21 protein-coding genes and 1 pseudogene are annotated in these 22,551 nt (G+C 50.9%); 5 read left to right on the plus strand and 17 right to left on the minus strand.

The window, feature by feature from the left end; all coding sequences use genetic code 11:
• Positions 1-80: 80 nt before the first annotated feature.
• The 5 genes and pseudogenes from ACFPVS_RS11065 to pepN all read left to right on the plus strand — a co-directional run bounded on the left by ACFPVS_RS11065 (position 81) and on the right by pepN (position 6,983).
• Positions 81-893 carry an MFS transporter gene (locus ACFPVS_RS11065; protein WP_096295858.1) on the plus strand — a complete coding sequence of 271 codons (813 nt, stop codon included), beginning with the start codon at positions 81-83 and terminating at the stop codon, positions 891-893.
• Positions 894-990: 97 nt separating this feature from the next.
• Positions 991-1,440: a MarR family winged helix-turn-helix transcriptional regulator gene (locus ACFPVS_RS11070; protein ID WP_096295857.1), complete on the plus strand. Its 450-nt coding sequence runs from the start codon at positions 991-993 to the stop codon at positions 1,438-1,440.
• A 280-nt stretch (positions 1,441-1,720) separates the two neighbouring features.
• Entirely contained in the window at positions 1,721-3,286 is a 1,566-nt protein-coding gene (locus tag ACFPVS_RS11075) for an acyl-CoA dehydrogenase (RefSeq protein WP_232507442.1), read from the plus strand.
• 29 nt (positions 3,287-3,315) lie between these two features.
• A pseudogene (locus ACFPVS_RS11080) lies at positions 3,316-4,160 on the plus strand (DUF1974 domain-containing protein).
• A gap of 132 nt (positions 4,161-4,292) precedes the next feature.
• A complete protein-coding gene (gene pepN, locus ACFPVS_RS11085; protein ID WP_096295856.1) occupies positions 4,293-6,983 on the plus strand; it encodes an aminopeptidase N in 2,691 nt (896 codons plus the stop codon).
• A 65-nt stretch (positions 6,984-7,048) separates the two neighbouring features.
• Here the strand turns inward: pepN and ACFPVS_RS11090 are convergent, their stop codons facing one another.
• From ACFPVS_RS11090 to ACFPVS_RS11170, 17 genes are all read right to left on the minus strand, one after another.
• Positions 7,049-9,067: a BCCT family transporter gene (locus ACFPVS_RS11090; protein ID WP_096295855.1), complete on the minus strand. Its 2,019-nt coding sequence runs from the start codon at positions 9,065-9,067 to the stop codon at positions 7,049-7,051.
• Positions 9,068-9,549: 482 nt separating this feature from the next.
• Positions 9,550-9,915, minus strand: coding sequence for a 50S ribosomal protein L19 (rplS, locus tag ACFPVS_RS11095; RefSeq protein WP_095503711.1), 366 nt, complete (start codon positions 9,913-9,915; stop codon positions 9,550-9,552).
• 13 nt (positions 9,916-9,928) lie between these two features.
• Positions 9,929-10,678 carry a tRNA (guanosine(37)-N1)-methyltransferase TrmD gene (trmD, locus tag ACFPVS_RS11100; RefSeq protein WP_096295854.1) on the minus strand — a complete coding sequence of 250 codons (750 nt, stop codon included), beginning with the start codon at positions 10,676-10,678 and terminating at the stop codon, positions 9,929-9,931.
• Entirely contained in the window at positions 10,678-11,187 is a 510-nt protein-coding gene (gene rimM, locus ACFPVS_RS11105) for a ribosome maturation factor RimM (protein ID WP_096295853.1), read from the minus strand. The genes trmD and rimM overlap by 1 nt, the downstream gene beginning before the upstream one ends.
• A 16-nt stretch (positions 11,188-11,203) precedes the next feature.
• The gene (gene rpsP, locus ACFPVS_RS11110) at positions 11,204-11,452 is read right to left on the minus strand and encodes a 30S ribosomal protein S16 (RefSeq protein ID WP_096295852.1); all 249 of its coding nucleotides are present in this window, start codon (positions 11,450-11,452) and stop codon (positions 11,204-11,206) included.
• Between the two features lie 76 nt (positions 11,453-11,528).
• Entirely contained in the window at positions 11,529-13,970 is a 2,442-nt protein-coding gene (locus tag ACFPVS_RS11115; protein ID WP_096295851.1) for a bifunctional acetate--CoA ligase family protein/GNAT family N-acetyltransferase, read from the minus strand.
• 81 nt (positions 13,971-14,051) lie between these two features.
• The gene (locus tag ACFPVS_RS11120; RefSeq protein WP_096295850.1) at positions 14,052-15,464 is read right to left on the minus strand and encodes a HAMP domain-containing sensor histidine kinase; all 1,413 of its coding nucleotides are present in this window, start codon (positions 15,462-15,464) and stop codon (positions 14,052-14,054) included.
• 11 nt (positions 15,465-15,475) lie between these two features.
• Entirely contained in the window at positions 15,476-16,153 is a 678-nt protein-coding gene (gene misR, locus ACFPVS_RS11125) for a two-component system response regulator MisR (RefSeq protein WP_096295849.1), read from the minus strand.
• 213 nt (positions 16,154-16,366) lie between these two features.
• Positions 16,367-18,202, minus strand: a complete 1,836-nt coding sequence (locus ACFPVS_RS11130; RefSeq protein ID WP_096295848.1) for a PglL family O-oligosaccharyltransferase — start codon at positions 18,200-18,202, stop codon at positions 16,367-16,369.
• Positions 18,202-18,561, minus strand: a complete 360-nt coding sequence (locus ACFPVS_RS11135; protein ID WP_096295847.1) for a DUF2069 domain-containing protein — start codon at positions 18,559-18,561, stop codon at positions 18,202-18,204. The genes ACFPVS_RS11130 and ACFPVS_RS11135 overlap by 1 nt, the downstream gene beginning before the upstream one ends.
• 120 nt (positions 18,562-18,681) lie before the next feature.
• The gene (gene tatC, locus ACFPVS_RS11140; RefSeq protein WP_096295846.1) at positions 18,682-19,467 is read right to left on the minus strand and encodes a twin-arginine translocase subunit TatC; all 786 of its coding nucleotides are present in this window, start codon (positions 19,465-19,467) and stop codon (positions 18,682-18,684) included.
• 7 nt (positions 19,468-19,474) lie between these two features.
• Entirely contained in the window at positions 19,475-20,158 is a 684-nt protein-coding gene (gene tatB, locus ACFPVS_RS11145; protein WP_096295845.1) for a Sec-independent protein translocase protein TatB, read from the minus strand.
• Positions 20,159-20,161: 3 nt separating this feature from the next.
• Positions 20,162-20,359 (minus strand): Sec-independent protein translocase subunit TatA, encoded by a 198-nt coding sequence (gene tatA, locus ACFPVS_RS11150; RefSeq protein ID WP_096295844.1) that lies wholly within the window; start codon positions 20,357-20,359, stop codon positions 20,162-20,164.
• A 49-nt stretch (positions 20,360-20,408) separates the two neighbouring features.
• Positions 20,409-20,732, minus strand: coding sequence for a histidine triad nucleotide-binding protein (locus tag ACFPVS_RS11155; protein WP_096295843.1), 324 nt, complete (start codon positions 20,730-20,732; stop codon positions 20,409-20,411).
• Between the two features lie 72 nt (positions 20,733-20,804).
• Positions 20,805-21,128: a phosphoribosyl-ATP diphosphatase gene (locus tag ACFPVS_RS11160; protein WP_123804610.1), complete on the minus strand. Its 324-nt coding sequence runs from the start codon at positions 21,126-21,128 to the stop codon at positions 20,805-20,807.
• Positions 21,129-21,210: 82 nt separating this feature from the next.
• The gene (hisI, locus tag ACFPVS_RS11165) at positions 21,211-21,612 is read right to left on the minus strand and encodes a phosphoribosyl-AMP cyclohydrolase (RefSeq protein ID WP_096295842.1); all 402 of its coding nucleotides are present in this window, start codon (positions 21,610-21,612) and stop codon (positions 21,211-21,213) included.
• A 163-nt stretch (positions 21,613-21,775) separates the two neighbouring features.
• On the minus strand, positions 21,776-22,540 hold the full coding sequence (locus ACFPVS_RS11170; protein ID WP_096295841.1) for a sulfite exporter TauE/SafE family protein: 765 nt from the start codon (positions 22,538-22,540) through the stop codon (positions 21,776-21,778).
• Positions 22,541-22,551: the final 11 nt, after the last annotated feature.

The following is a 22,551-nucleotide window of genomic DNA, read 5'->3' on the forward strand; positions in this document are numbered from 1 at the left end:
GTCCATCCTTGACGGAGTTTTTTGAGTACGGGTTGTTTGAAGTCTTCTGAATAGGCCATGGGGGAATTGTATCGGAGAATATGTTTATTTGCTATATGTATTGCGGCGTACCGGCCGGCGGCATCATCACTTCGCTGGTGGCGATTTCGATGACCAAGCAATTCGGCTGGGAATCGATTTTCTACGTCGGCGGTTTCGCGCCGCTGCTGTTGGTGCCGATTATTTGGATGTGGTTGCCGGAATCGAAAGCCTATCTGCAAAGCAAACTCGAAGCCGAGCAGCGCAGCTTTTCCATCAGCCATATTTTGTTCGGCGAAGGGCGTATTTTCGGCACGCTGCAATTGTGGGTGAGCTTTTTCTGTACGCTGATTGTGCTGTATGTGTTGCTCAATTGGCTGCCGACGCTGTTTGCCAACCAAAATTTCAGCCGCGAAGAAATCAACTATGTGCAAATCGGCTTTAACGTCGGCGGCGTCATCGGCACGCTGGTGTTGGGTCTGTTTTTGGACAAGCTCAATATTAAAGCCGTGGTGATGTTGATTTATGCCGGCATGCCGACCGCGCTGTATGCGCTCTCGTACGGCAGCGAATTGGGCAGCATCATCGCCGCGACTTTGGCTTGCGGTATGTTCATCATCGGCGGACAAGGCACGCTCTACGCATTGGCCGGTATGTTTTATCCGGCTGCCATCCGCGGCACGGGCGTGGGTGCCGCGGTGGCAGTCGGCCGTGCCGGTTCGTTTGCCGGTCCGATTTTGGCAGGCTTGATTTTGGGCGCGGGACAATCCGGACCGGCCGTGATCAGCGCCGCCATTCCGGTGATTGGCGTGGCCTTTGTCAGCGCGCTTGTCTTGGTGTTGCGCTTTAAGAAAACACAAGATACCAAAGCTTAATCACCCTGCCTGTTTTCAGACGGCCTTCGGCATAGAAAGGCCGTCTGAAAAGCAGTAACATACGGGCTTTGAAACACAGGATTCCGGAGTCACGGCTATGAAGAATGAATATTGGGAAGACACCGCCGGCCAACCGACCGTCAGCTACAACATCGGCCGCCTTGACCGCCTAGTCAACCAGCAGTTGAGCGAAGCTTTAAAACCATTGGGCGTGAGCTTGCCGCAATTTACCATGCTGTCGAATCTTCAGCGGCGCGGTGCCACGGCCAACGCCGCGCTGGCCGCACGCTCTTTCATTTCGCCTCAGGCTGCCAATCAGATTGTGAATACCATGGTGCAACACAATTGGGTGACCAAGCGTAACGATCCGAATCACGGCCGCATGGTGCTGATTGAATTGACCGACACCGGCCGCGAGGTGTTCGCCCGCTGCATGAAAGAAGCAGAGGCGTTTGAAGCCAAAATGCTGCATGGGCTGACACCCGAAAGCGTGATTATGCTCAAAGCCACGGTGCAGCGGCTGTTGGATAATTTGCGCGGCGGCTAATGCGGGCCGAGACCTTTGCAAAACTGATGAATCATTAATAAAAACCAAAACCGCCGTCATTCCCGCGTAGGTGGGAATCCATCTTAAAATTTAAGAAACCTATTTTATTCAATAGTTTGTCATGCCCGGAAACGGATTCCCGCCTACGCGGGAATGACGGCGGTTTTATATGTACCGGCTTTAAAAGGAGTTTTACAAAGCCCTCAGGCCGTCTGAAAGCTAAGTTTATTTTCAGACGGCCTCGATAAAAAATACAGAGAAAATCAATAAAGGAGAAACGATGTTAGGCACAATCATCGCAATAGTTTGTTTGGCCGCATTGGCCTTTTTCAGCGCACCGTTGTGGCTGTGGGTCGCTGTGGGCGTGTTCGGTTTGCTCACGGGCGTGTTCGCATGGTGGTTTGCATTGCCGTGGCTGGCGGTGTGTGCGCTGTCGGGTGTGGCATCGCTGCGGATGAAATTTGTCAGCCGTCCGGCATTTAAGCTTTTTAAAAACATTTTGCCGCCATTGTCGGCCACCGAGCAGGCAGCCATTGATGCAGGCACGGTGTGGTGGGACGCGGAAATTTTCAACGGCAAACCGGATTGGCGCAAATTATCCGGCTTTCGCGACCCGGAATTAACCGAAGAAGAACAATCCTTTATCGATAATGAAACCGAAATCCTGTGCCAAATGCTCAATGATTGGCGCTTTATCCATCACGATAAAGATTTGCCGCCGGAAGTGTGGCAATATGTGAAAGATCAGGGCTTTATCGCCATGATTATCGACAAAAAATACGGCGGCAAACAATTCTCGCATTACGCCCATGCCAAAGTAGAGAACAAAATCGCCAGCCGCCGCCCGGCCGCCGCTTATATGATTATGCTGCCCAATTTTTTAGGGCCTGCCGAACTGATTCAGCACTACGGCACCGACGAGCAGAAAGACTACTACCTGCCGCGCTTGGCGAAGGGCATCGATATGCCGTGTTTTGCTCTGACCGGCCCGTGGGCAGGTTCGGACGCGGGCGCGATTCCGGATACCGGTTTCGTGTGTTACGGCAGCTATACCGATCCGCGCGGCGGCTCGCATCATGAAAACGTATTGGGTGTGCGCGTGAGCTTTGAAAAACGCTGGATTACCATGGCGCCGATTGCGACTGTGATTGGTTTGGCCTTCAAATTGCGTGATCCCGAAGGCTTGCTCGGCGGTAAAGAAGACATCGGCATCACCTGCGCATTGTTGCCGACCGTGATGGAAGGTTTGCATCACCAATGCCGCCATTACCCGAATGAAACGCCGTTTTGGAACGGGCCGGTGTGGGGCAAAGACATTTTCTTCCCGTTGGAATGGATTATCGGCGGCCGTGATTACGCCGGTCAGGGCTGGCGTATGTTGATGGAATGTTTGTCTGTCGGCCGCTGCATTTCGCTGCCGCCGCAATCGGTGGGCAACGCCAAACACGCGGCATGGACAACTTCCGCATGGGCCGGCATCCGCCGGCAATTCGGTTTACCGATCGGTAAATTCGAAGGAGTGGCCGACGCGCTGGCACTCATCGGCGGCCACACTTACCAAATGGAAGCCACGCAAGATCTGGCTTTGACCGGCTTGGATTTGGGTGAGAACCCATCGGTCATTTCGGCGATGGTGAAATTCAATAATACCGAACGCCTGCGCAAAGTGATGAATGATGCCATGGATATTCACGGCGGACGCGCCGTGGTCGGCGGGCCGCGCAACTATCTGGCTTCGATGTACAACGCCGTGCCGATCGGCATCACGGCGGAAGGCGCCAACATTTTGGCCCGCTGCCTGATGATTTCGGGCAGGGCGCATTCCGCTGCCATCATCATGTGTTGACCAAAATCAACGCGTTGCAAAAAGACGATGTGAACGCGTTTGGCCGGGCATTCCAACAACACTTAGGCCAAAGCGCATCCAATGCTGCCCGCAGCTTTGTGTTCGGCCTTACCCACGGCGGCGGCTACGCACCGAAAAGCCCGTTGGCTTTTGCCTACAAACGGCTCAACCGTTTGAGCGCGGCGTTTGCCTTTGCGGCTGATGTCGCCATGTTGAGCTTGGGCGGTGATTTGAAACGCCGTGAGAGCCTTTCCGGCCGCCTGGCAGATGCGTTTTCCAATCTCTACATCGCTTCGGCCTGTTTAAACGCTTTGAGCGCGAAGGCAGCCGTGAAGCCGATTTGCCCATTGCCGAATACGCCGTACGCTTGGCCTTGTATGAAGCAGAACAAGCCTTGTCCGGCTTGGTGCAAAACCTGCCGAACCGCTGCGCCGCTTTGCTCTTACACGTAGTGATGTTCCCATTGGGTAAGCGAGAAAGCGCACCGAAAGACAAGCTGGTGCATCAAGTGGCTGCCGATATGCAGCAACACGGCGAAACACTCGAGCGCTTGACCCGCTTCCGTTTCCATCCGCAAGGCGACGTTGAAAAGGCCGATGAGCCTTTGGCCGTGTTGAAACCGGCGATGGAAGCGGTGCGCCAAACGTCCAAGCTGGAACAAGCTTTGCGTAAAGCCGAAGCCAAAGGCCGGCTCACCGCCGAAAAGCCGTCTGCAAAAATCAGCGAGGCGGTAGAAAAAGGCTTGATTCCCGCCGAACAAGACGACCAAGTCCGCGAAGCCCGCTGCTTGGTGAAAATCGCGATTACGGTGGACGGCTTCGATATGGATTTGAACGAAGCCAATCCGAAACCGTTTGAATTTAGGATGTTTTAATCGGTGATAATTATCGAAGGCCGTCTGAAAATATGTTTTCAGACGGCCTTTGTTGGCTCAAGACACTTGAATTCAAGCCGTCTTAAACCCATATTAACAATTGTTTTTTTTCGATTGTGAAGGCCGGTTGCCATGAGCAAAACCGTACATTATTTAAAAGACTATGCCGTGCCGGCGTTTTCGGTTCGCAAAACCGATTTGCATTTCGACATCAACGAACACGACACGCGCGTTAAATCGCGTTTGATTATCGAGCCTTTGGCGGTAGATGCGCCGTTGGTGTTGGACGGTTCGGCGGAATTGCTGTCGTTTGAAATTGACGGTGAAGCGGTGGATTATGTGCTGGCCGATGACAAGCTGACCGTGGTGCAAATGCCGTCTGAAAGCTTTGTGGTGGAGGTGGAAACGCGCATTGTGCCGTCTGAAAACAAATCGCTGATGGGCTTGTATGCCAGCGGCGGCAATCTGTTCACCCAATGCGAGCCGGAGGGGTTCCGCAAGATTACCTTTTATCCTGACCGTCCGGATGTGATGTCGAAATTCACCACCACCATCGTGGCGGATAAAAAACGCTATCCGGTGTTGCTGTCCAACGGCAATAAGGTCGACAGCGGCATGTATTCAGACGGCCGCCATTGGGTGAAATGGATTGATCCTTTTGCCAAGCCGAGCTATCTGTTTGCGCTGGTAGCCGGCGATTTGGCCTTGACTGCCGACACGTTTACCACCCAAAGCGGCCGGGAAGTGGCGATTGAGTTTTACACTACGGAGGCGGATAAAGGTAAAGTATCCTTCGCGGTGGAAGCGTTGAAAAACTCAATGGCGTGGGACGAAACGCGCTTCGGCTTGGAATACGACTTGGATATCTACATGGTCGTGGCTGTGGGCGATTTCAATATGGGCGCGATGGAAAACAAGGGCTTGAATATCTTTAACACCAAATATGTGCTGGCTGACAGCCGCACTGCCACCGACACTGATTTTGAAGGCATTGAAGCCGTTATCGGCCATGAATATTTCCACAACTGGACGGGTAACCGCGTAACTTGCCGCGATTGGTTCCAATTGTCGCTCAAAGAAGGCTTGACCGTGTTCCGCGACCAAGAGTTTTCCGGCGACCGTGCCAGCCGTGCCGTGCGCCGAATTGACAATGTGCGTATGCTGCGCCAACACCAATTCCCCGAAGATGCCGGCCCGACCGCGCATCCGGTGCGCCCGGCCAGTTATGAGGAAATGAATAATTTCTACACCATGACCGTGTATGAAAAAGGCGCGGAAGTGGTGCGCATGTATCACACGCTGCTGGGCGAAGAGGGCTTCCAAAAAGGTATGGAGCTCTATTTCAAACGCCACGACGGCCAAGCCGTGACCTGCGATGATTTCCGCCATGCAATGGCCGATGCCAATGAAATCAACCTCGACCAATTTGCCTTGTGGTACAGCCAAGCCGGTACGCCGACTTTAGACATCACAGGCCGTCTGAACAACAATGATTTTGTGTTGCACATCAAACAAAGCATTCCGGCCACACCCGATATGCCGGCTGCCGAGAAAAAGCCGATGATGATGCCGGTAAAAGTCGGTTTGCTCAACCAACACGGCGAGGCGGTTGAATTTGAGTATCAGGGCGGGCGCGTGAGTGAAGCGGTGTTGCTGTTGACCGAGGCGGAGCAGGAATTTGTGTTGGGCGGTGTGAACGAAGCCGTGGTACCCTCATTGCTGCGCGGTTTCTCAGCGCCGGTGCATCTGAATTATCCGTATCGCGATGCCGACTTGGCCTTACTGTTGGCACACGATTCCGACGAATTCAGCCGTTGGGAAGCCGCGCAAACGCTGTATTCACGCGCTGTTGCCGTCAATTTGGCGGCGATTCGGTCGGGCGGGGCTTTGCCGCAACATACGGGTTTGATTGAGGCGGTGAAACAGGTGTTGACCAATCCCGATTTGGATGCCGCGTTTAAAGCCGTGTTGCTGCATATGCCGTCTGAAAGTGAATTGTGGGATGGTGACGACAACATTAACCCGTTGCATTACCACCAGGCGCGCGAAGCTTTGCTGAATGCGCTGGCCGAAGCCTGTATCAACGAGTTGGTTGAAACGCGCGAATGGGCGTTGGCGCAAGAAGCCGAAAGCGGCGTTGAAGCACCGTATGAATATCATCCGGAATTGGCCGGTGTGCGTGCGCTGCTGGCGGCAGTTCGCCTGTTGGCCATCCGGGTCGAGCGTCACCTAACCATACAAGTGGGCAATTACGAATGCGGACAGCGTGCCGGTCACGAAGCATCTACCTGCGCACGTTTGCAATATTACATCACACGCTACGAGCAGCTTTCGCCGAATATGACCCATGAAATCAGTGTGTTGAATACGGTAAACCATTTGGAATACGAAGGCCGCAACACCTTGCTCGACCGCTTTGCCGAACGTTACGCCGATGACGCGCTGGTGATGGACAAATACTTTATCCTGATTGGCGCCAGCCACCGCAGCGATACGTTGGCGCAAGTTCAGACGGCCTTAAACCACCCGAAATTCAGCTTGGAAAACCCGAATAAAGCACGCTCATTGCTGGGCAGTTTCAGCCGCAATGTACCGCATTTCCATGCGGAAAACGGCAGCGGTTACGTATTCGTAGCGGATAAAGTGATGGAAATCGACCGCTTCAATCCGCAAGTGGCCGCGCGTTTGGTACAGGCGTTCAATATCTGCCGCAAACTCGAACCTCACCGCCGCACTTTAATGACTGCACAATTGCAACGTATTCAAGCGCAGGATGATTTATCGAAAGACGTGGGCGAGATTGTGGGCAAGATTTTGGCTTGATAGGTTGAAATAAAGAAAAGGCCGTCTGAAAGATTATCTTTCAGACGGCCTGTTGATTTTAAATGTTATTCAGCCAATTCGGTTTGCTCGTGCGACATGATTTCTTGTCCTACGTCTTCCATCAGGCTTAAGTAACGTTCGTAGTTTTTCAGAATGTCGGCAATCAGCTCCTCGCGGCTCATGTATTGCACATCGTAGCCGGTTCGGCCGTCTGAAAAATAAGTAACGGGTGCGTAAGTGATGTTGTTACGAATATGCGGCAGGTTGCTTTCTTGTACCAGCTGCTCGGCAATGTCGTAACGCACGGATTTGATGCCGTATACGAAATTGCGCATGGTCGATTTTTCAATTACCAATTCAATCGACGGCTCTTCATCGTTAAGTGCTTCGGTGTTGACTTGGACAGTCAGGCCGTAGCCTTTGTTCATTTCCATACTCAGTTCACGCATGGCCGGCAGGGCGGTGTATTTCATGAAGCTGTGAATATCCGATTTTTGAGATTGGTTGAGCATGGTTTGCAAACGCTCTTTCCAACGCTCGCCTGTCCAGTAGCTGCTGGTCGGGGTAACCACGGCGTTAAAGTATTTTTGGTCGGCTTCCAAGGCTTTCCACAAGCTGAAGGCCATCAGAATCATCAAAAATGCAAACGGCAAGGCAGTAATCAGGGTCATGGTTTGTAACACGCTCATGCCGCCTGAGTTGAGTAGGGCAATGGCAATCGCCGACATCAAAATCCCCCACATAATGGCCTGCCATTTTGGTGAAGCCATGCTTTTATCGCGTGATGCAATGCTGTTCAACACATAAATGCCGGAGTCGGCAGAGGTAATGAAGAACAAAGAAATGACAATCAAGGCGACGATGCTGCTCAATGTTGGCAACGGTAGGTAATCTAAGAAGGCAAACAGCAATTTTTCCGGTGAGGAAGTCAGGCCGGCCAAAGCACCGTTGGCCACGTTGGTATCCAGCCAGATTGCGCTGTTACCAAAGATGGTAAACCACAACACGCAATACAAGCTTGGAATTACCAATACGCCGAAAATAAATTCGCGAATGGTGCGTCCGCGTGAAATGCGGGCGATAAACAGGCCGACAAACGGTGCCCATGAACACCACCATGCCCAGTAAAGCACGGTCCAGCCGTTGAACCAAGCAGTATTATTGGTTTCGTATACATAGGTTTTGAAGCTCAGCTCGACCAAATTACTCAGATAGTTGCCCAAGTTGTTACTGAATGCGCCCAATAAGTGCAAAGTAGGGCCGGTAAACAATACGAACAACATCAACAGTGCGGCTAATATCAAATTGGATTCGCTCAGAATTTTTACACCTTTACCCACGCCTGAAACGGCTGAAGCCACGGCCAGCGTCATCACTGTGATAATTATGATGACTTGCATGCTGAAGCTGTTTTCCGATACCCAGCCGATTTGCTGTAAACCGGAACCTAATTGAACGGCACCAAAACCCAAAGTAGTAATAATACCGAACAGCGTAGCAATCAGCGCCATCACTTCAATGGCATCGCCCAAGCGGCCATTGATTTTGTCTTTTAAAATCGGATAAAAGCAAGAGCGCAAGGCCAATGGCAATTTATAGCGGAAGCCAAAGTAGGCCAGTGCCAAAGCAATTACGCCATAAATCGCCCAAGCATGAATGCCCCAGTGGAAGAAGGTGTGCAGCATGGCGGATTCTGCTTGGCCATTACTGATGGGGTCGGCATAGTGTGACAAAGGTTCTGCTACACCGAAAAACATCAAACCAACACCCATACCCGCAGCAAACAGCATAGACAGCCACGACATGAATGAAAATTCAGGCTCTTCTTCGTCGGTGCCCAGTTTGATGCTGCCAAGGTTACTGATGGCAAGGAAGATTAGAAAAAACAGAAAAATCGAAAAGGTTAAAATATAAAACCAGCTAAAGTGCTGGAAAATGCCTTCTTTCAGAAAATTGAGCGTATTTTGCATGCCCGCCGGAAAAGCGAGTGTGCCGATCAGTAATAGAACAACAAAAATTAATGTGGTGACAATCACGATCGGATTGAAAGAGGATTTATTGTGGATGAGCGAGTGAAAACTCATTAACTTCTCCATATCAGTATCGCATCAGGAACAGCGATGGAAATTTCAGACGGCTTTCTGTAAACAGAAAAAGCGAGAGTAAGAAACAACTTAACCAAAGCAGTTAAATTGCTTTTTTGAGAAAATAATTAACAATTATAACAAATTAACGGTTTTCTGTAAAATTGCCAACAATTGGGCCGGATTTTTTGAGATATTTTATGCTTTTGGTTATTGGTTCTAAGTCGAAGAATTCTTAAAAAGTAAGGTGTGAAATTTTGGAAAAATATAGGATTTCGATTTTTCTAAATCGACTATAGCGGATTAACTTTCGCTACGGCGTTGCTGCGCCTTGCCGTACTACTTGTACCGTCTTCGACTTGCTGCCTGGTATCGAAACCGCTATATATATCTTTTTAAAACTCAGGGGAAGTTAGAGATGGAATAGGATGAAGCAGGCAATAAAAAACCCGCTTATGAAAAGCGGGTTCAAATCGGGTAAATTAACCTTTGCGGGCAGGCAATTTTTCTTTAATACGGGCTGCTTTACCAGTCAGGCCACGCAAGTAGTACAGTTTCGCGCGGCGAACGTCACCACGGCGTTTCACTTCGATTTTTTCAACGTTTGGAGAGTACAGTTGGAAAGTACGCTCAACGCCTTCGCCGCTAGAGATTTTGCGTACGATGAAGTTGCTGTTCAGGCCACGGTTACGACGGGCGATTACCACGCCTTCGTAAGCCTGCAGACGGCTACGGGTACCCTCTACCACACGTACAGATACGACTACGGTGTCGCCCGGTGCAAATTCAGGGATTTCTTTGTTCAAACGAGCGATTTCTTCTTGCTCTAATTGTTGAATCAGGTTCATTGTTTTTCCTAGATTATGATTGGATTTCCCGTTGCTCTGCCAAGATTTCTTGTAAGAGGCGGGTTTCCTTTGGGATTAAACTGCGCTTTTCCAGAAGATCCGGTCTGCGCGCTAAAGTGCGTTGCAGCGATTGTTTCAACCGCCACTCGGCAATCAATCCATGGTTGCCCGAACGTAAAACATCCGGTACGGTCATACCTTGAAATTCTAAAGGTTTGGTGTAATGCGGGCAGTCTAACAGGCCGTCTGAAAAGGAATCTTGCTCGGCAGACTGAATATCGCCCAATACGCCGGGTATCAATCTTAATACCGCGTCCATCAGCATCATCGCCGGCAATTCTCCACCGGAAACGACGAAATCGCCCATGCTGATTTCTTCGTCAACGCTGTGCTGCAGCAAGCGTTCGTCAATGCCTTCATAGCGGCCACACAATAAAATAAGGCTCTCCGCTTGCGCTAATTCAACTGATTTTTGATGGTTGAACAATGTGCCCTGCGGACTAAGGTAAATGACTTTGCTGTTACCAGTGGTGTTTTTTTTCGCTTCATCAATCGCGGCTTGCAACGGAGGCGCCTGCATAATCATGCCGGGGCCGCCGCCGAAAGGGCGGTCATCGATGTAGCCGAGTTTGTTGTCGGAAAATTGGCGCGGATTAATGGCTTTAAATTGCCAAAAATTCTGCTTTCTTGCCCGTCCGGTCACGCCGTATTCGGTAATACTGTCGAACATTTCCGGAAACAGGGTGATGCTTTGAATCAACATCAGTAATCCAAGCCCCAGTCAACATTGATGGTTTGCTGCTCGGTATCCACTTTTTCAATGTATTGCGACACAAACGGAATCAGCTTTTGACCGTATTCGCCATGAATCACCAACACATCGTTGGCACCGGTTTCCATCAGATTTTTGACAGTACCTAACGTCAAGCCTTCTTGGTTGATAACGGTCATGCCCACTAAATCTGCCCAATAGAATTCGTCTTCTTCGGCAGGGGCAAATTCGGAGCGGGGAATTTCAATGGTATAGCCGCGCAGCAAAAAAGCTTGGTCGCGGTCATTGATACCTTCGAATTTTACCTGTAATTCATCGCCGACAACTTTGCCGGCTTCGACGGAGACGGTTAGTATGTCGCCGTCTTTGCGTAACTGCCATTGTGGGTAGTCAAGCAGACTGTCGGTATACTCGGTGTTGGCGGCGATTTTAAGCCAGCCTTTAATGCCGAATATGCCTTTAATGTAGCCCATGGCTACCCATTGTTGCATGTCTGTCATGGCAATATACGGTTGATTAAGCAGCAGCTTTTTGCTCTTTAACCAACTTGGCAACGGCTTCGCTCACTTGTGCACCTTGACCGATCCAGTGGTTCAGGCGGTCAGTAGCCAAGCGTAGGCGTTCTTGTTTTTCGTTGGCAACCGGGTTGTAGAAGCCAACGCGCTCAATGAAGCGGCCGTCGCGACGGTTGCGCGAATCAGCAACTACGATGTTGTAGAAAGGGCGGTGTTTAGAGCCACTGCGAGCCAAACGGATAACTACCATTTTTGAGTCCTTTTGATAAATTCGGAGATATAGAAACTGTTTATTTTAGGTCAGTTTGTGGTGTTTAGGCAAGTGTTTATTGCCTAAACTTCTCCTTGCTTTTTTCTTCGGCCGATAAAAGGTTGAGTTTGGCTTGGTAAAGATTTTTGTCCTGCTCTGATTCCATCAGGCTAAAGCCTGATTTTTCGGCCAATTTCAGCATGGCGGTGTTTTCTTTTAAGATTGTCGCGCTCATGCTTTGGTAGCCTTGTTGTGTTGCTAATCGGATAATCAGTTGCATCATTTTATGAGCCAAACCGCTGCCGCGCATGTCTTCGGAAAGAGTAATGCCGAATTCGCACTCATCGCGGGTCAGGCGGCTGAAGCGGCTGACGGCGACAATCAGGCCGTCTGAATTTTTGGCAATCCATGCGCCTTCGCTGTGGTAATCGAGCTTGCTGAAACGGGCAAGTGTGGGCTGAGGCAGTTCGTTGGTGCGGGTCATGAAGCGGGTGTAGCGCGATTGGGGTGAGAGTCGGCGGATAAATTGCTGTTTGGCTTCGGCATCTTCAGGTTCAAACGGGCGAACCGATACGGTTTGTCCGTTTTTCAGACGAATTTCGCTCGGATAATCCGTCGGATAAGGGGCGAGCACGTTTTCTACCGGTTTGGGTTTGCCGGTGTTGTTTTTTTGATGCCAAAATTCAGCCGCCGCTTCGCTGGTGGTGCGGATAAATTCACTGGCACGGGCATTACTGTAGCGCAGAAATTCGGCAGCAGCCTGCATGCGGTGGTTGAAACCATCGGCAGTCGGTTGGCTTGGTTGTTCAATGGTTTTTTCAGACGGCTTACTGTTTTTATGAGATGGAGACGTAGGTAGTGCGGGCCATCTGACATCGGTGCTGATTTGATTGCTGCTGATATTCAGAATAATTTCACCATTAACATTAAACAGTTCGGGATTCTGCACTAGGGTATTCATGCTGTGGACAAACTGTTCGATGGCATCTTGATAACGGTTTAAATCGGCAAAACGCAAAAGACGTGCGGTATCGAGCGTGGTAAATGGCGGCAATATGGCGATGGTGCGGTTTAAGTCGGCAGCACTGATGATGGTGCCGTATTGTGGATGCCGTCTGAATGTCAATTTAACCAACGGATAAGTGTTGCCATTTTGATAAGTAGGTAGGTGAAGCGCGGCCGCCAAGCGTTTGGAATTGTCTTTTGCGGCGGTAACGGCTTGGCTGTCAATGTTTTTAAGACGGCCTGATTTTGCCGGTGCGATTTCGTGCTGCACTTGCTGTAAACGGGCGGCGATATTGCGTAAATATAAGGTTTGCAAGGCTTGTTCGGGGGTGGGGAAATGTAGTAGGCCGTCTGAAACATGACTACTGACAAGTAAAGGCTTGCCGGTTTGTTTGGTCAGATGATTCAGCATTTTGGCGATGGCGGTTTCATTTTGGTCGGCGCTCGGCGCAATCACAGCGAGCAGGGATTGGGTATGGTTTTGCTGCAATTGCTGCGCAGCCATGCTGCGGTAATGTGCGGCGGTGGGCATGCTGCCCAGATAACCATTTTGCAGATTGGATTTTTCAGACGGCAGAGTTAATTGGATGCCCATTTCTGCGGCAATCGGCTGCAGCCAGCCAATCGGTGTGTTGCCCAGCGCGGTGAGCTGGTTACTCGGCTTGATGTCGGACAAACGGGCGCGTAGCGCGGCAGACAGTTCGTTATGGTTGAGCGTCAGTAAGAAATTGCAATGGCGGCTTAGGCTTTCGAGGATCGCGCGTTCGGTATCGTCCACGGCATGAGTGCAGTGGACAATCATCGGCGTATGGCGGGTAAAGTGACGGATGGCGCTGAACAATTTGCGCTGGTTTTCGGCAGGATTGTGATGCACCACGGCGATACGCGTGTGGCGGTTGTGGCCGAAGCGGTTGATCCAGTCGGCGGCAGATGTGGGACTAAGGTCGTAATTCAGGCTGATGTGACGCGAAACGCCTTGCTGCATGCGGCGCAGCATGACATCAATTTCACTGCTCACTGAAGCTTGGCCGGTCAGCAGCGCGACATGGCCGGCCGGAAAATCAGGCAAAACGCCGGTATTCAGCCCTTGAGTGGGCAATTGAATGCCGGCAGGACTGCACACGCTGATGTTTAATTCCTGACCGTGATGCTTTTGAATCGCTTGGCGGGCGGTTTGCCAATCTTCTTCGCTGAGGCTTTCCCAATCTTGAATCAAAATCAGGTGGTGAAGCTGCTTTTTACGGCAGGCTTTAAACAGTGTTTCGTAGCTGTCGGGCGGGGTGACGGCAATCACCAAATCGGCTTGGCTGTCGATTTTGTTTAAATTCGGGTAGGCAGGCAAACCGGCCACGGTTTTGTGGCGCAAATTTACCGGCGTGATGTCACCTTGGAATGAAGAACCGAGAAGTGCGGTTAGGATGCGTTCGCCCAAAGTATGCGGACGTTCGCTCGCGCCAACCAAGATAATGTGTTGCGGCATGAAAAAATAGCCGGGCATGGGCTGTGTATTCATGGTGCTTCTTTCGTTCGGAATGATTGCTTTAATGAAAAAGGCCGTCTGAAAACACAGGTATTTTCAGACGGCCTTGATGAGTCATACCGCCGCAGCGTTTTTTTCTTTTTCGCCGGAAGGTTTGCTTTTCGGGAAAATGAACCGCATGTTCAAGCCGTTGGGTTTGACATTTTCAGCGATGATTTTACCGTTGTGTTGCTCGACAATGTGTTTGGCCAAAGCCAAGCCTAGACCGGTGCCCGGTTTGCTGGCGCTGGAGTCGGCGCGGTAAAATGCGGTGAAAATATGCGGCAATTGCATTTCATCTACGCCGGGACCGTTGTCGGTAATATCCACAATCCAGTTTTTACTGTCTTGGCCGATGTGGACTTTGATGTCGCTGCCTTCAGGGCTGTAATTCATGGCATTGCGAATCACGTTGTCAAACGCGCGGTATAAATAGCTTTCATTGGCCGAAACAGCGGCGGTTTCGGGTATTTTCCCCTGAATCTGCAAGGTTACCGACTGATGGTTTTGTTGCGCCACGCTTTGGCTGTCGTCGACCAGGTTGCTTAAGAATGGTATCAGCTTCAGGTTTTCCTTTTCCAGCGGCATGTTCGACGTTTCCAAGCGAGACAAAGTGAGCAGCTCGCCCACTAAGGCATCCATGCGCGTTAATTCGCCTTCCAGGCGTTTCAGATATTGATCCTGCTTTTGCGGCTGTGCTTGAATGAGGCCGACAATCGCCTGCATACGCGCCAATGGCGAACGCATTTCGTGGGAAACGTGGTGCAGCAGGTGGCGCTCTTTGGCAACCAGCTTTTGCAGTTTTTCCGCCATTTTGTCGAATTGCTGTGCCAAGTGCGACAATTCGTCGTCACGGTCGTCAACCTGTTGCGAAATACGGGTTTCCAAATCGCCGTTGGCCACACGATTCATGCCCTTGCCTAAAATACGGATAGGCTTGGTGATGTTGGCTGCCAAAATGTAAGCGGTGAGCAAACCGACCAAAATGATGAAGGAAAGGATAATAAATTCGTGCCAAATCGGCGGTAACGGCAAGCCGGGAATAAATAACGGGCTTGGCAGACGTTGCGCCTGTTGGTTTTCCCAACCGCGCACGAAGAAGAGATATTCTTCGCCGAAGCGGTCGTACTCGATGTGTGCCAAATCTGATTTTGGATTGTTGATGGCGAAGGCGCGGGCGCGTTCAATCATTTTGGCATCGATGTCGCGGTCGAGAATATCGCGTTTGTTGTCACCGAGAATGACAAAAACGCCATTGGAAACCGGGCTGTCTTCCCATTCTGCCAAAATCTCGCGCGCACCGATGTCTCCGCGTGAACGGAACGCGGAGACGATACTGTTCATCAACGTCGTTTCTATGCCGCGGCGTTGGTTAAACTGGTTTTCGGCCAAGGTGTTTTGCATCAGCCAAAATGAAAAACTCGCCACAAAGATTGCGCAGATAATGACTGCGCAAAATGTGGCGAATATGCGTTGAAACAGTTTCATGGGACTGAATCTTAGTTTTTAACAAACAAGTAGCCCAAACCACGCACAGTTTGAATCAGCGATGCATCCCCCAATTTGTGGCGGATGCTTGAAATATGCACGTCGATACTGCGGTCGAATTTGGCCAGTTTGCGGTCTAAAGCTTCTACAGATAAAGTTTCTTTGCTCACCACTTGACCGGCATGGCGCATCAACACTTCCAACAGGTTGAATTCGGTGCTGGTCAATTCCAAAGGTGTGTCTTTGATGGAGGCTTGGCGTTTGGCCGGATAAAGAACCACATCGCTCACGGCAATGCTGTTTGGCGTGTTGCTTTGCTCGGCATTGTTTTGTGCGCGGCGCAGAATGGCATTGATGCGTGCCAACAATTCACGTGGAGTGCAAGGTTTCGGCACATAATCGTCTGCACCCATTTCCAAACCAATGATGCGGTCGATGTCGTCCCCCTTGGCAGTCAACATAATCACCGGTACGGTGCTTTGGGTGCGGACGTTTTTCAAAACATCCAAGCCGTTCATTTTCGGCATCATGGAATCCAATACGACCACATCGTATTGACCCGATAAGATTTCTTGTACGCCTGCTTCTCCATCGGGAACGCTGTGTACGTTCAGGCCTTCGGCGGTCAGATATTCGGTTAACAGTTCGGTCAATAAAGCGTCGTCATCTACCAATAGTACGCGGCTCATGAGAATTCCTTTTCGGTGGTTGTATGCGCTGCCTTTATTTGGTTATTAACAAAAGCAGTGAATCAAGAATAGCACTTATCTTAACACGCATTGCATTAATGTTGATAGCTTCTTTTTCTATGCTTTTGCGCTTTTTTGCAATGAATGTAAAGGCCTTTACATTTCAGACGGCCTATTGGAAATAATAGGCCGTCTGAAATGGGGAAATGCCGATTATCTTGCTTTGCTGCAAGGTTTGGCGGTACTGTGTTTGGGGTCTGCTTGAAAGGTTTGGCAGGCCGATAAAAGTGCCGGCAGCAATGGCTCGAATGCTTGGTGTGCACGGATTTTGCTTTCGTAAAACGGCATCATGTACGGAAAGTAATAATACATGGCCTGCATCCATTGTTCGCCTGTTTGGGTTTCGCCTTTGCGGTAGCGGTAAAGGCCGACTTGATGGGCATTGGCGTAAGGGCGGTAGGTCAGGGCATTCAGTGCGGCTTGCTCCGCCCAAGGCTGAATCACCGGGTCGGTCGGATCGGCGCGGCGGGTCAGGCTCAATTCAGCGTAGTAGCGCAGCATCGGTTGTTGCTCGGCAATACGTTGGAGCCCAGCGATTTTACGGCCGGCTTCAGTCGCGGCTTCGGTTTTCGGTAGGCGACTGTAATCAACCAAATCGGTGTAAGCCCAGCCCAGATTCAAGATGCCGCCAATCATTAAAATGGCCGTTAAGCCGCCCACATAATTGCGGCGTTTGGCTGTGACAGGTCTGTCTGAAATATCTTGATAACGCGCAGGCGACAGCGAAATCATCAGGCCGAACGGCACCAGAAAATAAATATACCAAAGCGGGTATTCCAGCATGCTGTGACACAGGGATACCGTCATCAAAGCCAGGAGCAACAATGAAGCAGCGTGATACGGACGAACCAGCATGCGCCAAACGGCTGCCAGTAAGCCCAATGCCGCCAGCAAGGTTCCGATGAGGCCGACTTCGGCCAAGAGTTGCATGATGATATTGTGTGAATGAGTGAATAAAACGCCGAGGATATTGTTGCCGTAGTGTTTGAGTTCGGCATGCACTAAGAAGCCTTGTAAAGCATAACTATTCCAACCATGACCAAGCCAGGGTGCAGATTGGAACGCAATCCAAGCCTTGCGCCATTCGATTTCACGGGCAGAACCTTCAAAGCCGCTGTTGCCTGAGCGTTCGATTGCTGTTTCGTAATTGGCGTTGCTGAAGAATTCGAGCAACATGCCCATGGAAAATTGGAACAATACCACACAGGCGAGTGCAAATGCGATAATGCCGAGCAAGCGGTTGGCTTCGCGCCCGGCTGCTACACGCCAAAACGGCAGCAATATGCCCACGCCGATGACATAAGCGAGAATGGTGCGTGAGTTGACCAAACCGAGAATGCCGGTGAGCAATATTACCAACGCCACGCCCAGCCAGTTCGGCATTTTGCGCATTGCCCACAAATAAGCCGCGCACAACACGCCCCACATCAGATAATGGCCGAGATGGTTGCGTTGGCCGAGTTGGCCGCTGACATTGTTGCCGCCACCATAAGCCAAAATGCCTTTGAACATTTCTGCGCCTGCCCAGCCTTTAAACTGCATAAACGCGATGGTTGCCTGAATCAATGCGCCGAACAAAAGTGACCATGCGAACACGGTAACAATGTGTTCTTGTCCGTATTCCGCCACCCATCCGCGCACCGCCCATGCGGCCAAGGCCAGAATCACAAACGTCCACACTACCATGTCGTTCATGCCGGGATAGGTTAAATCCAGTACACGCGCTTGCAGCCACCAAAAGGCGGCCAATACCAAAAAAGCCACGCCGGCGGTAGGAAGGCGCACATTGAGCAAACCGTAGCATGCTGTCGCCAATACGAACACCACCGCACCCAACAGCGAAGCGGCTTCCAGATAAAAACTGGATAAAGGTCCGACACGGTAAAGTGATACAAACGGCGCAATGCCGATCCACAAAAACGCCAGCCACACCGGCAGCAGGCGGGTATGCCACTCACTGCGCAGGCCGTCTGAAAAACGCTGATACATCAAGCCACCACCTTTCGTTGCGCCTCTTTAATAAAAAGCAGGCAGCTGATAAAAAACACCACGCAGCATGCTGCTGCCAAGGCCGCGCATACGCGACTGGCCGGTACGGCATCAAAAATCCGCATAAATGCTTCGGCAAAATAAATCAAAATCAGCATGCAGCTGTATTGATAAGTATAAACTTTACCTTTCAAAACGCCGGTCAGCGGCAAACATAAGGGCAGGGTTTTTAAGGCCAGCCACGAGCCGCCCGGGCGCAGCGGCGCAATCCATAATTCCCAAGCAATGCAGATGATAATCAGCGCAATCAAGCTGATGGAAGCGGTGTAATAAGACCAATGTTTCGCAGAATTTTTCATGTCTCTATCACTTTAAAACAGCAGGCAATCTGTCATCAACCTGCCATCAGACCGTAAAAGGCCGTCTGAAAGTTCCGTGGTTTGCTTTCAGGCGGCCTATCAATCAACATTAACGATCCCTCAAACTTGGGCAGGTGGTTGCGCTTCGTCGTCTGAGCTTTCGCGTCCAATCGGTTTGGTAAAACGGCTGAACCAAATACCCGCTTCATACAGAATAATCAGCGGTATGGCGAGCAGAATCTGCGAAATCACATCAGGCGGCGTGATGATGGCGGCAATCACAAACGCGCCGACAATCACATAAGGGCGCGCGAGTTTGAGTTGCACCGTATCGACAATGCCCATGCGCGCCGATAAGACCACCACCACCGGCACCTCAAACGTGGTGCCGAAAGCCACAAACATGCCGAGAATAAACGATAAATATTTGTCGATGTCGGTCGCCATATTGACGCCGGCAGGCGTCACGCTGGCCAGAAATTGGAAAATCACCGGAAACACCAAGTAATAGGCAAAGGCCATGCCGACAAAAAACAGGATAAAGCTCGACAACACCAAGGGCGTAATCAAACGTTTTTCATTTTGATACAGTGCCGGTGCGACAAATGCCCAAACCTGGTACAGCGTATGCGGCAGCGATACCAAAAAAGCCGCCATCAAGGTAACTTTCACCGGCACGAAAAACGGTGCAATCACATCAGTAGCAATCATACTGGTGTCTTTAGGTAAGCTGGCCATCAGCGGCTGAGCGACAAACGAATACAGGGTTTGCGAAAACGGCATCAGCGCTAAAAAACAGACCAACAGGCCGATGATGATCCACATCAGGCGGCGGCGCAGCTCAAGCAGGTGCTCGATTAAAGGCTGGGTCGTAGGTTCGGATGGTTGGATGGGCGTATCAGACACCGTTTACTCACTTTTTACGGACACGAAGTTTCGGTTTGGCTCGGAATTTCGGACGCATATCGCGTTTACGCTGCATGCTCTGCTTGCGCAGAGTGGCGGTGTGCATGCCAAGGGAATAGGTAGGCGTGGTTTCGACATAGCTGACTTCCGGCGCTTGATATGACGTGTTGGCCGAAGTCAGGTAATCGCGCCATAATTGTTCGGCATCATATGCTTCGTCGTTTTGCACGGCTTGCGCAATGTCAGTTGCAGGAGGGGCAATCGGCTGGCCGTTTTCGTCCAGAATCTCGACCGATCCGGCGTTTGGATTTGCTTTGTCATCTTTAATTTCGGGCAGCAAAATGCCGTTTTCATCAACTTTGAAATCGTTAGGTACACGTTGTTCAGGCAGTCGCTCCCAAGGCTTGAGGCCGTCTGAAATGCTATTCAGACTGCTTTGGGCTTCGTTGCCGACTTCCTTTATTTCATTGCGTAATTGATCCGCTGCCGATTCAAATTCCTGCTTGGCCTTGCGCAGCTCTTCCAGCTCGACTTGCACGCTGAGTTCTTGCTTGACGTTGCTGACCAAACGCTGCAGTTTGCCGACCAATTGGCCGGCCGTGCGCGCAGCTTTGGGCAGACGTTCTGGCCCCAGCACAATCAGCGCAATGACGCCGATCAGCAGGAGTTCGCTTAAACCGAAATCAAACATGGATTAGACTTTGTCTTCTTCTTTTTTGTGTTCGATGACTTCGTCTTTGGTGGCTTTTTCGTCGCCTTCGTTCAGGCCTTTTTTAAAGTCGTGCACCGCGCCGCCCAAGTCTTTGCCGACATTGCGTAATTTTTTAGTGCCAAACACCAAAACCACGATGACCAATACGATGATCCAGTGCCAGATAGAAAAGCTGCCCATGGTAAATTCCTTTGATTTTTTAAATGGTTAAATTCGGTAGTGTCGATAATCAGGCCGGTGTGCCCATGATGTGGATGTGCAGGTGGAACACTTCCTGTCCGCCGTCTTTGCCGGTGTTGATTAAGGTTTTGAAGCCGTTGGTCAAGCCCGCTTCTTGTGCGATTTGCGGCACTTTCAGCATCATTTTGCCCAGTAGCGTTTCATGCTCGGCTTGGGCATGTGCCAACGAGTCGAAATGCACTTTGGGAATCAGCAGCAGATGCACGGGGGCCGACGGGTTGATGTCTTTGAAGCACAACATATCGGCATCTTCATAGACGCTGGCGGAGGGGATTTGCTTATCCACGATTTTACAGAAAATGCAGTCGCTCACGGTGTCACTCCAATATGGCCGCCTGGGCTTTCAGACGGCATGAAATCGAATAGGGCTGATTGTAATACAGTTTCAGTGGTCTGTGCGAGCGGCTTTTTCCACCAATCCCGACAAACCTTGACGGCGCGCAAGTTCGGCAATCACATCTTCGACACGCAAACCGTGGTGCGCCAGCAAAACCATGCTGTGAAACCACAAATCGGCGGTTTCGTAAATCAAGTGTTCCGCTTCGCCGTCTTTCGAGGCCATCAACACTTCGCCTGCTTCTTCGATGACTTTTTTCAGGATTTTTTCTTCGCCTTTGTGCAAAAGCTGGGCGACATAAGATTCTTCCGGGTTTTGCCCTTTGCGCGAGTCAATCACACTTTGAATTTCGCTTAATACATTATTGCTCATAAGGATTCCGTTTGCTGGGAAAAGGGGGCTGTCTGAATTTTTTCAGACGGCCTGAAAAGCTTCAAGCGTCTGTGGCATGAGATTAAGCATGTCCGCGGCCGTAAATCTCGTTTTCATCTTTTAATACGTCATCAACGGTTTGCCATTGAACGCCGTCCCATTTTTGGTAGAAACAGCTTTCGCGGCCGGTATGGCAGGCAATGCCGCCGTGTTGTTCAATCAGCATCACAATCGCATCGCCGTCGCAATCCAAACGCAGCTCGTGTACTTTTTGCGTATGGCCGGATTCTTCGCCCTTCATCCATTGTTTTTGACGGCTGCGGCTGTAATAGTGGGCAAAACCGGTTTCGGCGGTTTTGGCGACCGCTTCGGCATTCATCCACGCCACCATCAACACGCGGCCGCTTTGCCAATCTTGCGCGATGGCGCACACCAAGCCTTTTTTATCGAATTTGACGGCGGAAAGTAGGGTTACAGTGTTCATGTCGGAATGTCCTGACAGGCCGTCTGAAAGTGGATAGTAGTCGTTTCGAATAAAATCATCCGGCGTGGTCAGTTTCCTTATGTACCGGGTGTACACGGCGGTCGCTGTCGCCTTGTCTTATTTCTATTTGAAACGGCCATAAGTTTTCAGACGGCCTGAAAAATTATTTCAAAAAGGCAGACACTACGGCGGCCAAGGTCATGGCAAACAGGATTTTGCGCAGGGTTTCGGGTTGCAGCTTGATGGCGGTTTTCACACCCAAACGTGCGCCTAAGGCACTGGATAAGGCCAGCACCAAACCCACGTCCCACATCACTTGGCCGCGTGCCACGAAAATTACCAGGGCCACGGCGGTGAAGCCCAAAGTGCAGCAGACTTTTAACGCATTGGCGCGTACCAAATCGTATTTCAGCAAACCGGCCAGTGCGGGCAGCAGCAAAAAGCCTGCCGCTGCTTGCACAAAGCCGCCATACATGCCGACTAGAAACAAAGCGTAACGCGAATTGGGCTTGTCGGCAACCCGAATCGGCTGCGTACCCGGCTCGTGCAGCAGCAGGCCGGGTTTGAACGCTACGACCGCCGCTACGCCAAGCATGGTCAGCAATAACAGGGGCTTTAACACATCCACGGGCGCAAAAGAAGCAAACAATGCACCGGCCACGCCGCCGAACATCATCGGTACCATAATGCCGCGCAAATCTTGGGTAGGCAGCTTGCCCGCTTTATGGAAGCCGCAGGTGCCGGAGACGGATTGCAGCAACACGCCAACGCGGTTGGTACCGTTGGCGACATCGGCCGGCACACCGAATACCATCAACACCGGCAAAATCAGGTTTGAACCACCGCCCGCCATCATATTGATGATGCCGGCGATAATGCCTAAAAAGCCGATGAGCAGATATTGCCCTAAGGTAAAATCGAGTTCCATAAGCGTGGTGT

It is taken from the genome of Neisseria weixii (assembly GCF_042658245.1).
Taxonomy (GTDB): Bacteria; Pseudomonadota; Gammaproteobacteria; order Burkholderiales; family Neisseriaceae; genus Neisseria; species Neisseria weixii.